15 protein-coding genes are annotated in these 15,032 nt (G+C 58.6%); 8 read left to right on the top strand and 7 right to left on the bottom strand.

Annotated elements, in window-relative coordinates; translation table 11 throughout:
* Positions 1-90: 90 nt before the first annotated feature.
* The 4 genes from FYJ43_RS10540 to rbfA all read left to right on the top strand — a co-directional run bounded on the left by FYJ43_RS10540 (position 91) and on the right by rbfA (position 3,183).
* Positions 91-894 carry an ABC transporter ATP-binding protein gene (locus tag FYJ43_RS10540; protein WP_326833583.1) on the top strand — a complete coding sequence of 268 codons (804 nt, stop codon included), beginning with the start codon at positions 91-93 and terminating at the stop codon, positions 892-894.
* Entirely contained in the window at positions 891-2,063 is a 1,173-nt protein-coding gene (locus FYJ43_RS10535) for a conjugal transfer protein TraL (RefSeq protein ID WP_154564662.1), read from the top strand. Before FYJ43_RS10540 ends, FYJ43_RS10535 begins: the two co-directional genes overlap by 4 nt.
* Positions 2,060-2,671, top strand: coding sequence for a hypothetical protein (locus FYJ43_RS10530; protein ID WP_154564660.1), 612 nt, complete (start codon positions 2,060-2,062; stop codon positions 2,669-2,671). The genes FYJ43_RS10535 and FYJ43_RS10530 overlap by 4 nt, the downstream gene beginning before the upstream one ends.
* Before the next feature lie 80 nt (positions 2,672-2,751).
* A complete protein-coding gene (gene rbfA / locus FYJ43_RS10525; RefSeq protein ID WP_154564658.1) occupies positions 2,752-3,183 on the top strand; it encodes a 30S ribosome-binding factor RbfA in 432 nt (143 codons plus the stop codon).
* A gap of 63 nt (positions 3,184-3,246) precedes the next feature.
* On the opposite strand, the gene FYJ43_RS10520 is transcribed toward rbfA, so the two are convergent.
* The 7 genes from FYJ43_RS10520 to FYJ43_RS10490 all read right to left on the bottom strand — a co-directional run bounded on the left by FYJ43_RS10520 (position 3,247) and on the right by FYJ43_RS10490 (position 9,452).
* Positions 3,247-4,620: a sn-glycerol-1-phosphate dehydrogenase gene (locus FYJ43_RS10520; protein WP_154564656.1), complete on the bottom strand. Its 1,374-nt coding sequence runs from the start codon at positions 4,618-4,620 to the stop codon at positions 3,247-3,249.
* Positions 4,621-4,622: 2 nt separating this feature from the next.
* Positions 4,623-4,922 (bottom strand): HPr family phosphocarrier protein, encoded by a 300-nt coding sequence (locus FYJ43_RS10515; RefSeq protein ID WP_154564654.1) that lies wholly within the window; start codon positions 4,920-4,922, stop codon positions 4,623-4,625.
* A complete protein-coding gene (locus tag FYJ43_RS10510) occupies positions 4,919-5,287 on the bottom strand; it encodes a PTS glucitol/sorbitol transporter subunit IIA (RefSeq protein ID WP_154564652.1) in 369 nt (122 codons plus the stop codon). Before FYJ43_RS10510 ends, FYJ43_RS10515 begins: the two co-directional genes overlap by 4 nt.
* A gap of 27 nt (positions 5,288-5,314) precedes the next feature.
* Positions 5,315-6,358: a PTS glucitol/sorbitol transporter subunit IIB gene (gene srlE, locus FYJ43_RS10505; protein WP_154564650.1), complete on the bottom strand. Its 1,044-nt coding sequence runs from the start codon at positions 6,356-6,358 to the stop codon at positions 5,315-5,317.
* Between the two features lies 1 nt (position 6,359).
* Positions 6,360-6,938, bottom strand: a complete 579-nt coding sequence (gene srlA, locus FYJ43_RS10500; protein ID WP_154564648.1) for a PTS glucitol/sorbitol transporter subunit IIC — start codon at positions 6,936-6,938, stop codon at positions 6,360-6,362.
* A gap of 84 nt (positions 6,939-7,022) precedes the next feature.
* Positions 7,023-7,529, bottom strand: a complete 507-nt coding sequence (locus tag FYJ43_RS10495) for a transcriptional regulator GutM (RefSeq protein WP_154564646.1) — start codon at positions 7,527-7,529, stop codon at positions 7,023-7,025.
* 15 nt (positions 7,530-7,544) lie between these two features.
* The gene (locus FYJ43_RS10490) at positions 7,545-9,452 is read right to left on the bottom strand and encodes a BglG family transcription antiterminator (RefSeq protein ID WP_154564644.1); all 1,908 of its coding nucleotides are present in this window, start codon (positions 9,450-9,452) and stop codon (positions 7,545-7,547) included.
* A 1,008-nt stretch (positions 9,453-10,460) separates the two neighbouring features.
* Here FYJ43_RS10490 and truB point away from each other — a divergent pair.
* The 4 genes from truB (at position 10,461) to FYJ43_RS10470 (ending at position 14,928) form a co-directional block, all read left to right on the top strand.
* A complete protein-coding gene (truB, locus tag FYJ43_RS10485; protein WP_154564642.1) occupies positions 10,461-11,348 on the top strand; it encodes a tRNA pseudouridine(55) synthase TruB in 888 nt (295 codons plus the stop codon).
* 322 nt (positions 11,349-11,670) lie between these two features.
* Positions 11,671-13,005, top strand: coding sequence for a quaternary amine ABC transporter ATP-binding protein (locus FYJ43_RS10480; protein ID WP_326833582.1), 1,335 nt, complete (start codon positions 11,671-11,673; stop codon positions 13,003-13,005).
* A gap of 5 nt (positions 13,006-13,010) precedes the next feature.
* Positions 13,011-13,877 (top strand): ABC transporter permease, encoded by an 867-nt coding sequence (locus tag FYJ43_RS10475; RefSeq protein ID WP_154564640.1) that lies wholly within the window; start codon positions 13,011-13,013, stop codon positions 13,875-13,877.
* A 43-nt stretch (positions 13,878-13,920) separates the two neighbouring features.
* Positions 13,921-14,928, top strand: a complete 1,008-nt coding sequence (locus FYJ43_RS10470; protein WP_154564878.1) for a glycine betaine ABC transporter substrate-binding protein — start codon at positions 13,921-13,923, stop codon at positions 14,926-14,928.
* Positions 14,929-15,032 lie beyond the last annotated feature (104 nt).

The following is a 15,032-nucleotide window of genomic DNA, read 5'->3' as shown; positions in this document are numbered from 1 at the left end:
CGTTGGTCGTAATCAAATTGGTCGTAATCAAAGAGGCGGTTGGCAACGTTCTTCTAAGATTTGTATCGGCCTAGTGGCTCGACATGATAAGTGCAGCGAGGGATTGAATTGGTGAGTTCTGACACGATTGAACTTGACGAGGTGGTCGTTCGATACCGGTCGGGTTGGCAACTGGGGCCGGTATCGGCCACCTTTCCGGTGGGGGTGAGTGCCCTTGTCGGCCCCAATGGTGCGGGCAAGACGACGATGCTTGCTGTGCTCACCGGAATCAAACGACCGAGGGCCGGGACGCTACGTCGTGACGGGCAACCCGTGAGGAGACGATGGGAGGGCTCTGGGTACCGGGCCCACATCGGGTACGTTCCGCAGGAATGCACCTGGTCACCGTCGTGGCCGGTCGAAGACTTTCTCGCCTTCTGTGCGCGCATGTATCGAGTACCGTCCACGCAGGTCAGGCACAGGTGCCAAGGCGTCATGTCCGATCTGAACGTCGGTCAATTCGCCCACCAGCCCATCGGTACTCTGTCGGGCGGTCAAAAGCGTCGGGTCTTCCTCGCGGCGGCACTGGTTCACGACCCCGAGGTGCTCATTCTTGATGAGCCGACCGTGGGCCTGGATCCGGGGGAGCGGATCTCGTTTCGCCGCCACGTCGTCGAGCAGGCGGCCTCACGGGTCGTCGTGCTGTCCACCCATCTCATGGATGACGTCGCCTTGTCCGCAGACCAGGTGCATCTGGTCGATGGGGGACACATTACCTGGAGCGGCACGCTGCCCGAATTGATGGCTGCAGCAGGAGAATCTGATTCACAGGACCACGTGTCAGTGGCTGAGCAAGGCTACCTGCACCTGATGCAAGGTCGCGCAGAATCCGAGCTCCTTGAGGGGGACCGATGAAAGCCTGTCTTCGGCAGGCCGTCTGGTCTGGGCTGGGGCTTGCCGTGTTGTGGGTCGCCACGAGTGTTGGCCTGATGCACATGTATCCCCGCGTGTGGAAGTCCTTCGCCTTGACGACGGGGAGTGTCTCGGTGGACACGGTCATCCTGTCTCCAGTGTGCTGCGGAGTCGGGGTGGCGTACGGCGCCCGTCTTCGCCGCGCCGGGGTCACGCGTACATCCCGAGCCTGGCCGCGCAGCGCCACCGCCGCCATCGTCACCACCTGGTTGATGGGTGTCGGAGCCGTTCTGCTCCTGGCTGTGGGGGTAACGACCGCAATCCTCGCATTGGTGGCTTCCGGTGACGCTGATCCGCGACTCGTGATGGGTTCGGTCCTCACCGCCATGGCCGCCACGGCATTCCTGGCCCTGGGGGCCGTCCTTGGAGTGGCGGCTGGTTCCTATCTGCTCGCCGCTGTCGCTGCCATCGCGGTCTACTTGGTGGCGGGGGCCGTTCCTGAGGCCTATGACCTGCTCATCGGATGGTCTGGTCCTGCGGCCATCGACGGTGCCCCTTCGCATCTCACCTGGCACGCCATCGCGTTGTGGGCTGGACTCGATTGTGCCGTCATCGTCGTCTCCTTGGTGCTCGTGGCCGTGATCACGACACCCGGTGGTGGGCCTTGGTGGCGGTGGCTCACGGCGACGATTCTGGTGGCAGTGGTCATCGTTGACGCCGCAGCGACGATTCGGTTGGAGGAGGTGTGGGAATCCACGGATGATTGGCGGTGTCGTGAGGTCGGCAAGCGCGGATCCATGGCATGCGTCTCCGGTGACCTGTCCTGGCGGCTGGAGGAGTACGCGACGGCGATGGGCCGCGTCGATGACCTGTTGATGGCCAGCGGGGTCCAGAGACGCATTGTCTACGCCCCCGAGGGAGGGCCAGGGAAGGCCGGTTACCTGCCGGTGCGAACGCACGTGTCGACCTCCTCCACAGCGAGAGAATGGGCCGGGGATCTCAACGCACCCCTGCTGGGTGACAACCTGTTGGGAGTCGAGGATTCCACGTCCTCACAGTGTGACGGGACGGTCGAAATCCTTGACGACGCACTGGTGTCGGTCATGGACGGTCAACCCCTCGCCCCGGACTCGCTGCGATCCATGGTGGCACAAGTGAGGGCTTGTCCATGACGGGTCGGCTCTCCTGCTTCGGATGGTTCCTGCGCAGTCGCGGTCTGGTGGCCGTAGTGGCCTATCTGACGGTGGGAATGGTCTGTGCCCATCACCTTGGCGGCGACCTCGTCACCGTCCCGTTTGCCGGCAGCAGGTCGGTTGATGTGGGGCTGGGGCCTTCGAGCCTGAGTGGCATCCTCGCCTCCGTATTGTTCTCCTCCCCGGACCCACAACGGGAGCAGGCCTTCCCCGACCGTCCCATTCGCACCATGAGGGTGGTGTGGGCCGTCATCGTTCTGGTGTGGCCAGTGGCATGGGCCGTCCTATTCAACGGTGACCAACCCATTTCTCAGTGGTGGGTGCTGTGGTTTGCGCGCAACCATGTCCTGCTGGTGGGACTGGCGATGGTCGCCAGCGTCGTACTGTCGGTGGCCTGGGCGTGGCTGCCGGGAACCATCTTCGTCCTGTCGTGCTGGATCCTGGGTACCAAGGATTCCGCGGCGACTCCCTACTGGTGGGCGCTGCTGAACCAGAGCCCCTTTGACGTGTTGAGTCTCGCTATGGCAGCTGTATTGGTCGTCGTCGGAGTAGTGCTGCAATGGCACACGCCTGGGCCATCGCGTTGAGACTCGCTGTCGTGTGCGTTGGTGTGTCTGGTGTGGAAAGATAGGGACCCGGTTCAGGACACGAATGGCGAGGAGAGATCATGAAGCCACCCAATCCCCGGGTCGCCAAACTGGCCGACCAGATCAGGGTTGTCGTTGCCGAAACCCTCGAGCGCCGCGTCAAAGATCCCCGGTTAGGGTTCGTGACGATTACCGACGTGCGTCTGACCGGCGACTCGCGTGAAGCCACTCTGTTCTGGACGGCCATGGGCACTGACCAGCAGATTGCCTCGACCGCAGCTGCGTTGAAATCGGCCAAGGGACTACTGCGCTCCACCGTCGGCAAGCGGCTCGGTCTGCGCTATGCCCCGACCCTGACCTTCGTGCGTGATGCCACTCCTGAGACTGCCAAGTCCATTGAGGACGCGTTGGCCCGGGCTGCTGCCTCTGATGCCGAGATAGCGCGCCGCTCTGAAGGGGCCATGCCTGCCGGTGAGGCTGATCCCTACCGTCATAGCGACGAGGAGGAGTGATAACTCCTGACGACATGGCGTGGCCCCGGACATGAGTCCGAGGTCAGCGTTGTGCCGGAGCAATTAGGTCCACAGTCCGTCCGGGGCGAACACCTCCTCGACGAGTTCCTCGTACCACCCCGCTTCACGTGCCAGGTCCAGGACGGTGTAGCGGGAGCGGTAGTACATAGCCTTGGGGAAGGTTGCCCGCACGTCGGCGGCGGTCAGTCCAATGTCCTCGGGACGGGACGGGGCCCCGGCCCGACGGAGCTGGTCGGCGAACACGCGGGCCCTCACTAGCTGTTTATCAAGGACTGCTCGGGTCTCGTGCCATCGGTCAACGACCCGGTTGAGACGGGCTCGCAGCCCGTCGGCGTCAACGTATTTGACCTTTGTCTCCTTGACGGCGTGGTCGGCCAGCGCACCCTCAAAGGTTGAGCGGATGTCGGACTCCACCGTCCGCCAGTCGGGCCATGCTGCGACTGCCGCGTCGATGTCGAGCCTGGAGAGGTCTCGGTCGAGGAACTTCTCGTAGAAGGCGAGCATGGCGAGGGTCCCGATGGCGACCTTGTGCCCGTGGGACAGTGGTGGGTTGCGGTCGGCGCCTACGTGGGCCAGCTCCCAGATGTGGCTGAAGTAGTGTTCGGCCCCGGATGCTGGACGAGTGCCGTTATAAACCTGCATTGCCAGGCCTGACAGGATGAGACCTTCCACGAGCCCGGAGAATGCTTCCGGATCGCCGCGACGCAGGTCGTCGGGACATGATAGGGCGTCCCGGACGCCGCTTTGGACGAGGGTCCACACATGCTGGTCGAGTGGCTCCACCCCGGCGGCGTCAGCGATGATCCAGTCTGCACCACCGGGAATCTTGGCTGCTAAGTCGCCATATCCGGATGCTGTCATGGTTTGCGGTGCGGCAGCAGCGATGTCCAAATCGAATATGACAACTTGCGGTGCTACGCAATGCACTGTCACTTTGACCCCATTGTCGCTGATGGGTGCCCCGGCTCCCGTGTAACCGTCCATCGAGGCTGCAGTTCCGACGACGGCGTAACGCCGTCCTAAGTCCTTGGCGGCCAACTTTGTCAAGTCGTTGATGGTTCCCGACCCGACCGCGACCGGAACGATTGTTGAACCAGTCTCGGCGTCCAGGGCGCGCAGTCGGTCGACGATGATGTGGGCGTTGTCCAAGGAGGCGTACAGGCAAGGCTCGGCAGGGAAAACCAGCGGGTCGCAAGTCGCTACTCCGGCCGAGTGTAGGCCCGCGTCGACAGCTTTGCCTGCCACTGCCCAGGTGCGTTCGTCGGCGATGACAAGGGCGGGCAGGTTGTGGTTCCTGGCGCGGCACATGTGCTCGGCAAGGACGCTTCCGGCACGGTTGAGGACTCCCCGTCCTGTTTCGACGACGTCGGTGTCCCCGGCATCCGCGACGGCTGCGGCGATTATCTTGTCACTCATGGTCAATCGTTCCCCTCGTCTGATGCAGTATGTGGTACAGGACCGTCCGTGGTGGACGTGAGGAATGTCGCGATGTCATGCAGCGTCTCGACCTCATCAGGGCCATCGGCAAGGACCTCGACGACGTCGCCTTCGCGGACATCCAGTCTGAGTAGGTCTGCAAGCCGGGCTAGGCTGGCCGTCCCGCGCAAGGATCGCAGGAAGACGCTGGCCGAGTGGCCGGAGGCCAGTAGTACAGCGTGTGCAGCCACCCGGGCATGGATCCCTGCAGGATGGCCTACTGTCACCTTGGTGCCGATCATGCTGACTCGATGAGGATTATGCTTCCGAGCTGTGGTCTAGGTAGTTCGCCGTCGCACCGTACGTGGAGGGCCCCCTCGAGCCGGGGCTCGTTCGAGCCGTCGAAGACGAGAGTGACATGTCCTAAGGAGTCGAGGTTGCGCTGCGCGAGGGCGCCAATTGCTGTTATGGGGAAGCGGTGCTTGCCAATAGCGAGGACGTCACCGACGCCGATTGGGCCGCTCGAGGTTGCTTCGGGTAGGGCGTAACAGAAATCGCGGAGCTCATCGGGGGCCGCGCCCCCGAATGTGACAAGCATTTTCTCATCGAGGAAGGACTCGGCCTGCGAGCCAACTGCGCAAATCTGGTTGCGATAAATGACAGACATTGGTGGTCTCCGGGTCAGGTTTGGTTGTCAGGATGTGTACAGACCGATGCTGCACAGCCAGGCGATGGCGACTCGCGGGACACCGTTAAGGAATCGCGAGTACAGGACGCTGGGGACGCCAACCTCAACCGTCTCAGGGGCAGCTTCAGCTAGTCCTAGGCCGACCGGGATGAAGTCGCAGGCGTTCTGGGTATTAATGGCGAACAGCGCTGGAAGAGCCAGACTCGGGTGGATGTTGTGTTTACCGATTTCCACACCGATGAGGGTTCCGATGATCTGACCGATGACGGCTCCTGGCCCGAGCAGGGGCGACAGGAATGGCAGCGAGCAGATGAGACCGAGGACAATGAGCCCGATGCCGTTGCCGGCTAGTGGGACGAGGAGTTTGGTGAACCAGGTACCGAATCCGGAGGCGTTGATGATTCCGATAAGCATGGCTACGAACCCCATGAAGGGGATGACGGTAGTCAGCATGGCCTGAACTGCGTCTCGAGCGGCTTGGTAAAACACCGAGATGACTTTGCCGGCGCCCAGACCGATCTTGTCCATAACAGTTTTGTTTTTCTTCTCGGCGACGGCCTCGGAAATCTTCTTGTCAGTGCTCCATTCTCCCTGAATGGTGCCTGCCGTTCCAGCCTTCGACCGTGGAGCGGCGGTTGCGACGGTCGAGGCGACAGTGTCGGAGGATGCAAGTTCTTCGGCCAACCGGACCTGGTCAGTATCAACAGCGGAGACGTAGATCGACTCGTTGATGTATTGGGCCAAGGGACCGCTCTTGCCAGTTGGCATGACGTTGATAGTCGGGATTCCCTTGCGGGGGTAGATGCCGCACCTTAGGGTCCCACCGCAGTCGATGATGACGGCCATAGTCTCCTCATCGGGTACGGAGGTGTTAAATCCGTTGACCGGTTCGGCACCAGACAGCTCGGCGATGCGATCGACGACCGGGGGCCTGACGCCTCCGCCAACGATGTAGACGAGCTTGTGTTTATCCTCAGTCGGGGTGATGGTGAGGGGGCCGCCGTAGCCGCCGGAACCATGGGAAACTGTGACGGAGTGGTACTCGTTCATTTCATGCCTCCGCAAGGGTGTCGACGCGGACGACCTTCCCGTCCATGGTGTCGGGGAGTATGACCTTCTGCTGCCTGCTCACGTACCTTGTGGTCAGGTCGGTTACACAGCCACCGACGAAGTTTAGGATGAGGCCAACGAGCAGGTAGCGAATTGCCAGCGGCCCGGTCGGTAGTCCAGCCTTCGTGATGCCTTGGGCGATACCAAGCCAGATGAATAGTTCGGCGGGATTGATGTGCGGGAAGATCCCGTTGCTAGTGTGGCAGAACTGGGCAGCCGAAGCGAAGTAACTCGGCTTGTAGCGCTCCGGAAGGAATCGTCCCAGGGAATGCACCATCGGGTTGCACAACATGAATGAGCCGATAAAGGGGAGCAGAAGATAACGGCTGACGGGATTATTTCCGGCTTTCTGGGCGAGGCTATTGATCCGATCCTCACCGATGAGGCGAATGATTGAGTTCATGGCGATGAGAAGCATGAGTACTAAGGGGACGATGCTTCCCATCCAGCTCACGAATGTTTTCGCACCTTCTTGGAACAGGCCGACGAACCATTCGGCAGCCTCAACCAGGTAGTGCATGGTCAACTCCTTCGTGTGTGGTGGCGTTTGGGACGGGCCCCGGGCGCGGACGCACGGGGAAAGAAGTGTGTATGGCGAAGTCGTTCAGTCGGCGGCGGTGGGTCGCCGCCTGCAGATAACGATGTGTTGGGTGGTAGCTGCGGGTCGTTTACGGCTGTGTCCGACCTTGGCGTCAACTCGATTGACGACTTTCATTAGTGGTGTCGGAGGCTCGACCGGGACGTCGCCAGCTTGGACTGTCAGGAAGTTGTCGCGGGCGTTGGCGATGGCGCGTTGCGTCCCTCGATCGGTTCGCACAGCTTCAGGGTCAATCTCCTTGACGGGTAACCCGTCAAAAGCCGGGAAGTCCCTAAACCGGGCCAGAACAGTGATGCCATTCATACGACGGCCCGCGACGACACGGTCGCTATCGTCGAGTAGGAACATCACGATGGCTCCCCGGCTCAGTGCGTTCTTCTGTTTGCCGATGGCGACTTTCCCGTGTTTGCGCAGCAAGATGTACGTCGTGGAGAAATTCCTCATCTGGCGTATGGCCAGAGTGGCGTTGCACACATAGATGATTGCGACGGTGGCAAGAACAGGCCAGAACATCGTCTCTCCTTTGGGTCAGGCGGGATCGCAGGGACGGGAGGCCATGAGCCAGAAGACATCCTCGTAGCTGGTGAGCTGGCTTAGCCGGTTGAGCAGGTCTGGGGCGTTGGTCAGGCGAATGATCTCGTCGTAGACGGTGACGAGAATGGTGTCGTCGTAGTCGGCTTTTTCGGGAACACCCATAAGGAAGACGACGCGGGCGCCGGGCTGTTCTGGGCGGTGCGGAATGGTCGCCATTGCCAGCACGATGCGTTCGACGCCTGGGATCGTAGCGTGGGGGAATCCGACGAGGCCACCTAGTAACATAGTTGCTTCGTTCTCGCGAGCTCGCAGCGTGGCTAAGAAGGATTCGTCGGCCAGACCTTGGTTGACTAAGTGGGCCACGAGGGCCTCGGTAGCTGACCAGTAATCGGTTCCCGTCGGCAAAGCCATGAAACGATCGGGGGAGAGCATCGACATGAGTAATGACGAGTTGGCTCCGGTAAGTTGAAGGTCGATGTGACCACGCAGGTTTAGTCGCGACATTCGACTGATAAATTCGGCGGGATCGAAGACCTGGCTGAGCTGAATGACTGGAACGTCACCGACGGCAAGGGCTGCAATGTCGACATCGGGAGTGGCGACGACGAGATCTGTTTTGGCTAGCGTTGATTCGTCTGCTTCGTCGCTGGTTAGCATGAGGTATTTGGTGTCGTGGGGGAGCACTTTGCCAAGCTGAATCCGCATGAGGTGAGCTGAGACCCGCCCGGTCGCTGTGACGATTGCCAACCTGAGATGGGGGTAGGCACGGTGGGAGTCGAGGAATACCTGGTGGTAGCCGGCCAATAGCCCAGTCTCGGAGTCACTGATTCGCATGCCGGTACGCTCCTCGATGACGTCGCGGCTGATCTCAGCCATCCGGTGGGCTACTGGGTACTGATAGCGAATGTTGCGCACTGACTCCTCGTCAATTGTGACGTGAAAACGCATCCGGTTGAGCATGAAAGTGAGATGGTGGGTGAACTCGTCTGCAAGCTCGTCCGCGTCGAGATGGATTTGCATGACCTCGGCGATGCGTTCAAAGATGGCGTCGACGAGGCCGGGGGCCTCCTCGTCGGCAGGGAAGAGTTGACGACCCTGTGCACTGTCGGGGGTGCGCATTCCGGCGACCGACATGGCGAGGAAGAGCTCCTCCTCGATTGGGAAGCTGGTTGAAACAAGAACTTCAGCTTCGGCGAGAAGCTCGGAGGCGATCCGGTGAGCGGGTGTGTTACGAAGACGTTGATACTCCTCGGGCATTTCGTCTATTAGGTGGCCGGTGAGAGTTCGATCGAGTAGAACGGTGAGCCAGCGGCGCACATAATGGCGTGATGGCCTGGACAAGTGAGCTTGTTCGGTGATCCGGGCAACGATGGCGACGATATCGTCGTCGATAGGGTACTCGTCGACGAGTTCAGCGGGGTAGAGAGTTAGCTCGGCGAGACGCAGGTCGAGTTCCTCGGCGGCGAGGCTGAAACCCCAGTTGGAACGCCCCTCAATACGTACTCCGAGGGGTTTCAGGGCCTCACGCAATTGGGTGACATCGGCCAGGACAGTTGCCCGGGAGGTGCAGACAATGTCGGCCAGATCGTCTGAGGTCACCGGGTGCTTGGCAGATAGCAAGACTCCGAACTCCCGTGCGCGGCGATGACGTTGGTCGTTGAAGGAATTTGTGGCGCGGACCAGACGACTACGGGCTTGGCTGTATGCGTGAGGGTCGAGAATGTAAAGACGGTAACGGCCGTCGAGAAGGCGTGCGGACGCTGCAGGTGCCAGCATCCTGTTGAGCGCGTTTATGGCGTTGGTGACGGTGCGTGGGTTGACTTGCAGGCGTTCCGCCAGCGCTTCGGCGGAGACTGTCAGCGATGTCTCCAGTTGCCTGAGGATCCACATTTCTCGGTCCATGACTAATCACCTCCTTGTGTGTGACCTCGTTATTGGCACGAAGTTAACACCGCATCTACACCTCGGTCTTGCGGTATTGCTATGGCTTTTTTCTGAGTTTCGGAAAGGCAGTGGTGTGATGAGTCGCTCCCACGCGGTCACGGCCTTGTCAGGCAGAGGACGATCAACGGGGCTGCTTCTGGCCTTTACTCTTCTGACGCGACTTGACAGCATGCCCGTCGGGTTTGACCTTTCTAGAGTTGGCTGGGTCAAGTCAGCTCACCGTAGAAGGCTTGCGATTATCAATAGTTATCAATCCCAAGATTATGTGTATTACGAGGCCCGGATCGGACTGTTTTTCTATTGAGTATTCAGCCCGTCATCTGCCTTGTTCTAGTGAGCTCCTTCAGATGGCCGAACGCGACTGACTAGTCCAGCTCAACCGGTTTATTGTGTGGTGCAAGATATATCGATGTTGGTGCTGGAGTAATCCTTCTCTGATCGGCGTCTTATATGAAGCTGGTGGGTCGAATCGAAATGCATTATCGATGTCAGTGAGATGACCGGATGAGCACCGTTCCTCACTGTGGCTGATAGCTTGCTCGTGCTTTGCTGGTTCGACGACGGCGCTGATCATAAAGGTAAAGGATCTTGTTACGATGCGTGAGCGTGAAATGAACTCCCGCGGGTTCATCAAGAACACCGTCATCAAGACCCTTCACTCTGAGAGGTCGACTGTTTCCAAGATGGCTATGCGAGCCAAAGCGAGCGTTATCCTGTTCGCCTTTTACTGTCGGCAAAGAATTTTCGGAGCACGCTGCTGCTATGCCCGCCATCGTCGAGGATCGGCTTAGAATTACTGCCAAGGCCCACATCGTGATTCGGAATCCATGGTTGCATGGTGTATTTCGTAACGCGTCTTCCCGCATGCAGGCACGGCTGTTGAGGCCTCGAAAATGGTTCTGTATATGGTTATCGCGCGGTAGGTCAAGCTTGTTAAGGCCGCCCTGGGTCGCAATACTGGCTCTGATGAATACATTCCGGTCTGGCATCCTCGTCGTTGATAAACCTTCTGGACCGACCTCCCACCAGGTCGTTGGGCGGGTGCGACGCCTCATGGGTACTCGCAAGGTTGGCCACGCCGGAACTCTCGATCCGATGGCAAGCGGCGTGCTCGTCCTTGGAATTAACCGCGCAACCCGACTGTTGGGCCATCTGGCGCTCCATGACAAGGACTACACCGCCACTATGAGGTTGGGCGTGAGTACTGTCACTGACGACGTCGAGGGGGACGTCACAGTGACCACTGACGCTTCCGCAATCGACGACGCTGCCATTCGCGCTGCAATGTCGCGTCAGACTGGGACGATCCAGCAGGTTCCGGCCGCAGTTAGCGCTATTAAGGTCAATGGCCAGCGGGCCTATGCCAAAGTGCGTGCTGGTGAGGACGTAGTCCTGCAGCCGCGCACTGTCACCGTTTCCCGGTTCGAGGCTATTGCTGTTCGACGTCAGGGTCAGGTTGTTGACGTCGACGTTGAAGTCACGTGCTCATCGGGAACATACGTGCGCGCGCTGGCCCGTGATGTCGGGGCGGATCTGGGGGTTGGAGGCCATCTGACGGCTCTGCGTCGTACTCGCGTTGGCCCTTTTGATCTCGCAGCTGCCTGTGCAGATGTTTTCGCTGATGGAGCTGTCCCTCCGGTCCCCATGACGATGGCTGAGGCCGCTGCGCTTAGTTTTCCGGTTCTTCACGTGACAGCAGACCAAGAGGCGGCGATTCGAGTGGGTCGACGTCTCAATCTCATTGTGCCAGCCGACGTGACTGCAATGATTGCGGAATCTGGTGAATTGTTGGCGCTTTATCGTCCAGATGACGACAAAGACGGTCAGAGCCGAGCAATACGCGTTTTGGTGTGACGATGCTGCTCGGAGCACTGGGGGCAGAGCGCGCCATGATGCGCTGAGGCTGCATGTTTTCGACTGTGGTGGCATCTGCCGCGACGGTCGATACTGCTCCTTCATAAGTATGTATTTCTTGTATTAATGCTAGTGCTTCATGGGCATTAAAATATCAGAATTATAAGTAGCTTAATTTGCGAGAGCTAATATAGAGTGATACCATTGAATAGTTATCTTTTGTTGATGTCGGCCCATTGTTTCGGTGTCCGATGTCACTGTGACGTGAGGCCGTGGTGTCTTTGTGCCGCCCGAGTCATTTACTCAATTGTCCATATGAAAGGTGCCGCACGACGTGGATTTAGTTCGAGCATCCCATTTGTATAAAGTTTTCGGTAAACACGAGCGACAAGTGATCGAAAGACTCAAAGCAGGGGAGGCTCGAGAAGATCTCGCCTCTCTCGGCACGGCAGCCGTCATCGACGTGAGTTTTGAGGTCGCTCGAGGAGAGACCTTCGTTGTCATGGGTCTGTCCGGGTCTGGAAAATCCACCCTCATCAGGATGATTAATGGGCTGTGGTCCCCATCCGAGGGTACCGTCGAGGTTGCCGGCAAAGTCGTTTCCGATATGAATGACGCGCAGTTGCGGGAGTTGCGTCGAGACCATGTCTCGATGGTGTTCCAACACTTCGCGCTCCTTCCTCACCTGACCGTGCGTGAAAATGCTGCATATGGGCTGAAGTTGCAGGGCAAGCTCAATCAGAAGGAACGCCTTGAGAAGGCTAATGAGTGGCTGCATACTGTTGGCTTGAAAGGGTGGGGAGACAAGTATCCTCATCAGCTTTCTGGTGGTATGCAACAGCGAGTTGGTCTGGCTCGTGCACTCGCAGCCGAAACAGACATCCTGCTCATGGACGAGGCATTTTCAGCGCTTGACCCATTAATTCGTCGCGAAATGCAAGATCAGCTCCTCGAGCTACAGGGCACCCTCAATAAGACAATCATCTTCATTACCCATGATCTCAATGAGGCCATGTACCTGGGTGACCACATCGCCGTGATGCGCAATGGCCGTATCGCCCAGATTGGTACTTCTGACGAGATTCTTACACAGCCGGCTGACGATTATGTCGCGGACTTCATTCAGGATGTTGACCGCAGCCGAGTGCTCACGGCATCGGCCGTCATGCGTCCTACTGAGGCCGTTGTGTCTCGGTCGGCAGATCCACGGCGAGTCCGTCGGATCATGGATGAGCATGATTGGTCTGGAGTCTTTGTTGTCGATGAATATCGGCGCCTATTGGGCATGCTCGGCGACCAGGAAGTCATCGAGGCTGCCCGCCGGGGGGATCGCAGTATCGCTGGTGCGGTGGAAGCCGGCGGCATTTTGACCGTTCAGCGTGACACTCCGATATCTGAGCTTTTCGCACCATCAAAGGATGCGCGCGTTCCTCTCGCTGTCGTCGATGAAGGCTTCCACCTTCTTGGAATCATCTCCCGTGTCACTCTGCTTGACTCCATGTCGAGGTCTCAAGATCCTGACGGATCTGTTGTTTCCCTGGAAGAGACTGGGAAGTTACCGGTCATTAAGGATGACGGAGATCCTGTCGGACTTCCCCCGGCTGACCAGACGACGACAACAGCTGCGCCAACATCGACTTCACAGAAGGAGGCCTGATCACGATGGGCTTCAATTTTGCCAATCCTCGAATTCCGCTTGGTAGCTGGATCGAGACCTTCTTTGACTGGTTCCAGAACGCCTTTGACTGGCTCATTACGTTCACTAACGTTGTGATTGGCGGTATGTATCACGGGCTCAGCCTTGTGTTATCCAAACCGTTGTATCTGGTCATGATGGTGGTCTTCGCCGCTATTGGTTGGGCCTGCGCCAACTGGCGGGTCGGGGTGTTTGCGCTCATTGGCTTTTATCTGGTGAGGGCAATGGATCAATGGAACAACACCATGCAAACCCTCGCTCTGGTAGTGGTTGCCGTTATTCTGGCTTTGATTCTGGCGATCCCATTGGGTATTTGGGCAGCCAAGTCGAAGCGATTTTCGGCCATTATCAAACCGATCCTTGATTTCATGCAGACGATGCCTTCACTGGCATACCTCGTCCCGGTCATCGTGCTCTTCGGTATTGGGCAGGTTCCCGGTGCCATTGCCACTATCATTTTCGCCCTTCCGCCGGGAGTGCGGTTCACTGAACTGGGCATCCGCGGAGTCGATACCGAGACTGTTGAGGCTGGCGCTGCATTTGGTGCTAGTCCCCGTCATATCTTGTGGCGCATCCAGATGCCGTTAGCCATGCCGACGGTGATGGCTGGGGTCAACCAAGTCATCATGCTGGCCTTGTCGATGGTTGTGCTCTCGGGCATGGTCGGTGCTGGAGGCCTCGGTGGTGACGTCGTGGCAGCGTTATCCCAGGTTGACATCGGCCTAGGCATGGAGGCCGGTCTGGCGGTGGTCGTCGTAGCGGTATATCTGGATCGCATTACCAGCGGACTAGCGAATCGCACTCCGCTCGCGCGGGCCCAGCGGGCTAATTGAGTAACTAGCACACAAATATGAGGACGTACCGATGAACGTAAGTATGGTTCGACGCAAAGTCATTGCCGCAGCATCCACCCTAGCGATCGGAGCCCTGGCTCTATCCGGATGTGGGGCCACTAACAGCGGTAATGGGGAGCCCGATAACTCCAGCAGTGGGTCTGACAATGTCAACACAAAGTGGGCTAATTGTACGCCGGGTAAGGGGTCGAGGGACACGACTTCTATGAAGGCCGATGGTAAGAAGGATCTCACTATCGGTGCTTTTAACGGCTGGGACGAATCCTTCGCGACTGCCGGAATCATGAAAAACGTCTTGGAGCGTGACGGCTATAAGGTGACGATCAAAGGCTTCGATGCTGGACCCGGCTACGCCGGGCTCGTAGCTGGGGATATTGACCTTCTCACCGATACCTGGCTGCCAATTACCCACGCTGACTATGTCAAGCGCTATGGGGATACAATGGAGAACCTTGGCTGTTGGTATGACAATGCGAAGCTCACCATCGCTGTCAGTAAGAACTCTAAAGCGAAAACTATCGGCGATCTGAAAACGATGGGTGATGAGTATGGAAATACTCTTTATGGTATTGAGGCCGGTGCTGGCCTAACTAAGGTGACCCAGCAGTCGGCGATACCGAAATACGATTTGAGCAACCTCAACTTCAAGATATCGTCGACGCCTGCAATGTTGTCGCAACTGAAAAAGGCCACTGACGCCAACCGTGATATTGCGGTGACATTGTGGCGTCCGCACTGGGCGTACGGCGCGTTTCCGGTCCGGGATCTTAAAGATCCCAAGAAGGCTATGGGTAATGCTGAGGTGATTTACAGCTTCGGCCGTCCGGGATTTGAGCGGGACTTTCCGAAGGCTGCTCAGTTGATGCGCAATATGGCTTTTGATGACAAGACACTTTCTGATCTTGAAGACACCATGTTCTCGGCAGATAAGTACGGTGGCAAGAACCAGGAGAAGGCTGTTACGGAGTGGACAGCGCGCAACGAAGCTTGGGTTGACAAGCTCACGACCGGCAAACTTGGCCAGAAGTGAGGTAGCCATTGTCGCGGGCCGTCCGCAAGAGGCAGCCCGTTCTGCGTGGGGATCTGATGACCCGGCGACGCCATGATGACGACCCTGGGATTCGGTACCGCGTT

Source organism: Cutibacterium porci, assembly GCF_009696315.1.
GTDB lineage: Bacteria > Actinomycetota > Actinomycetes > Propionibacteriales > Propionibacteriaceae > Cutibacterium > Cutibacterium porci.
The sequence above is the reverse complement of the archived record's forward strand: the minus strand, read 5'-3'. Positions and strand labels throughout refer to the sequence as shown.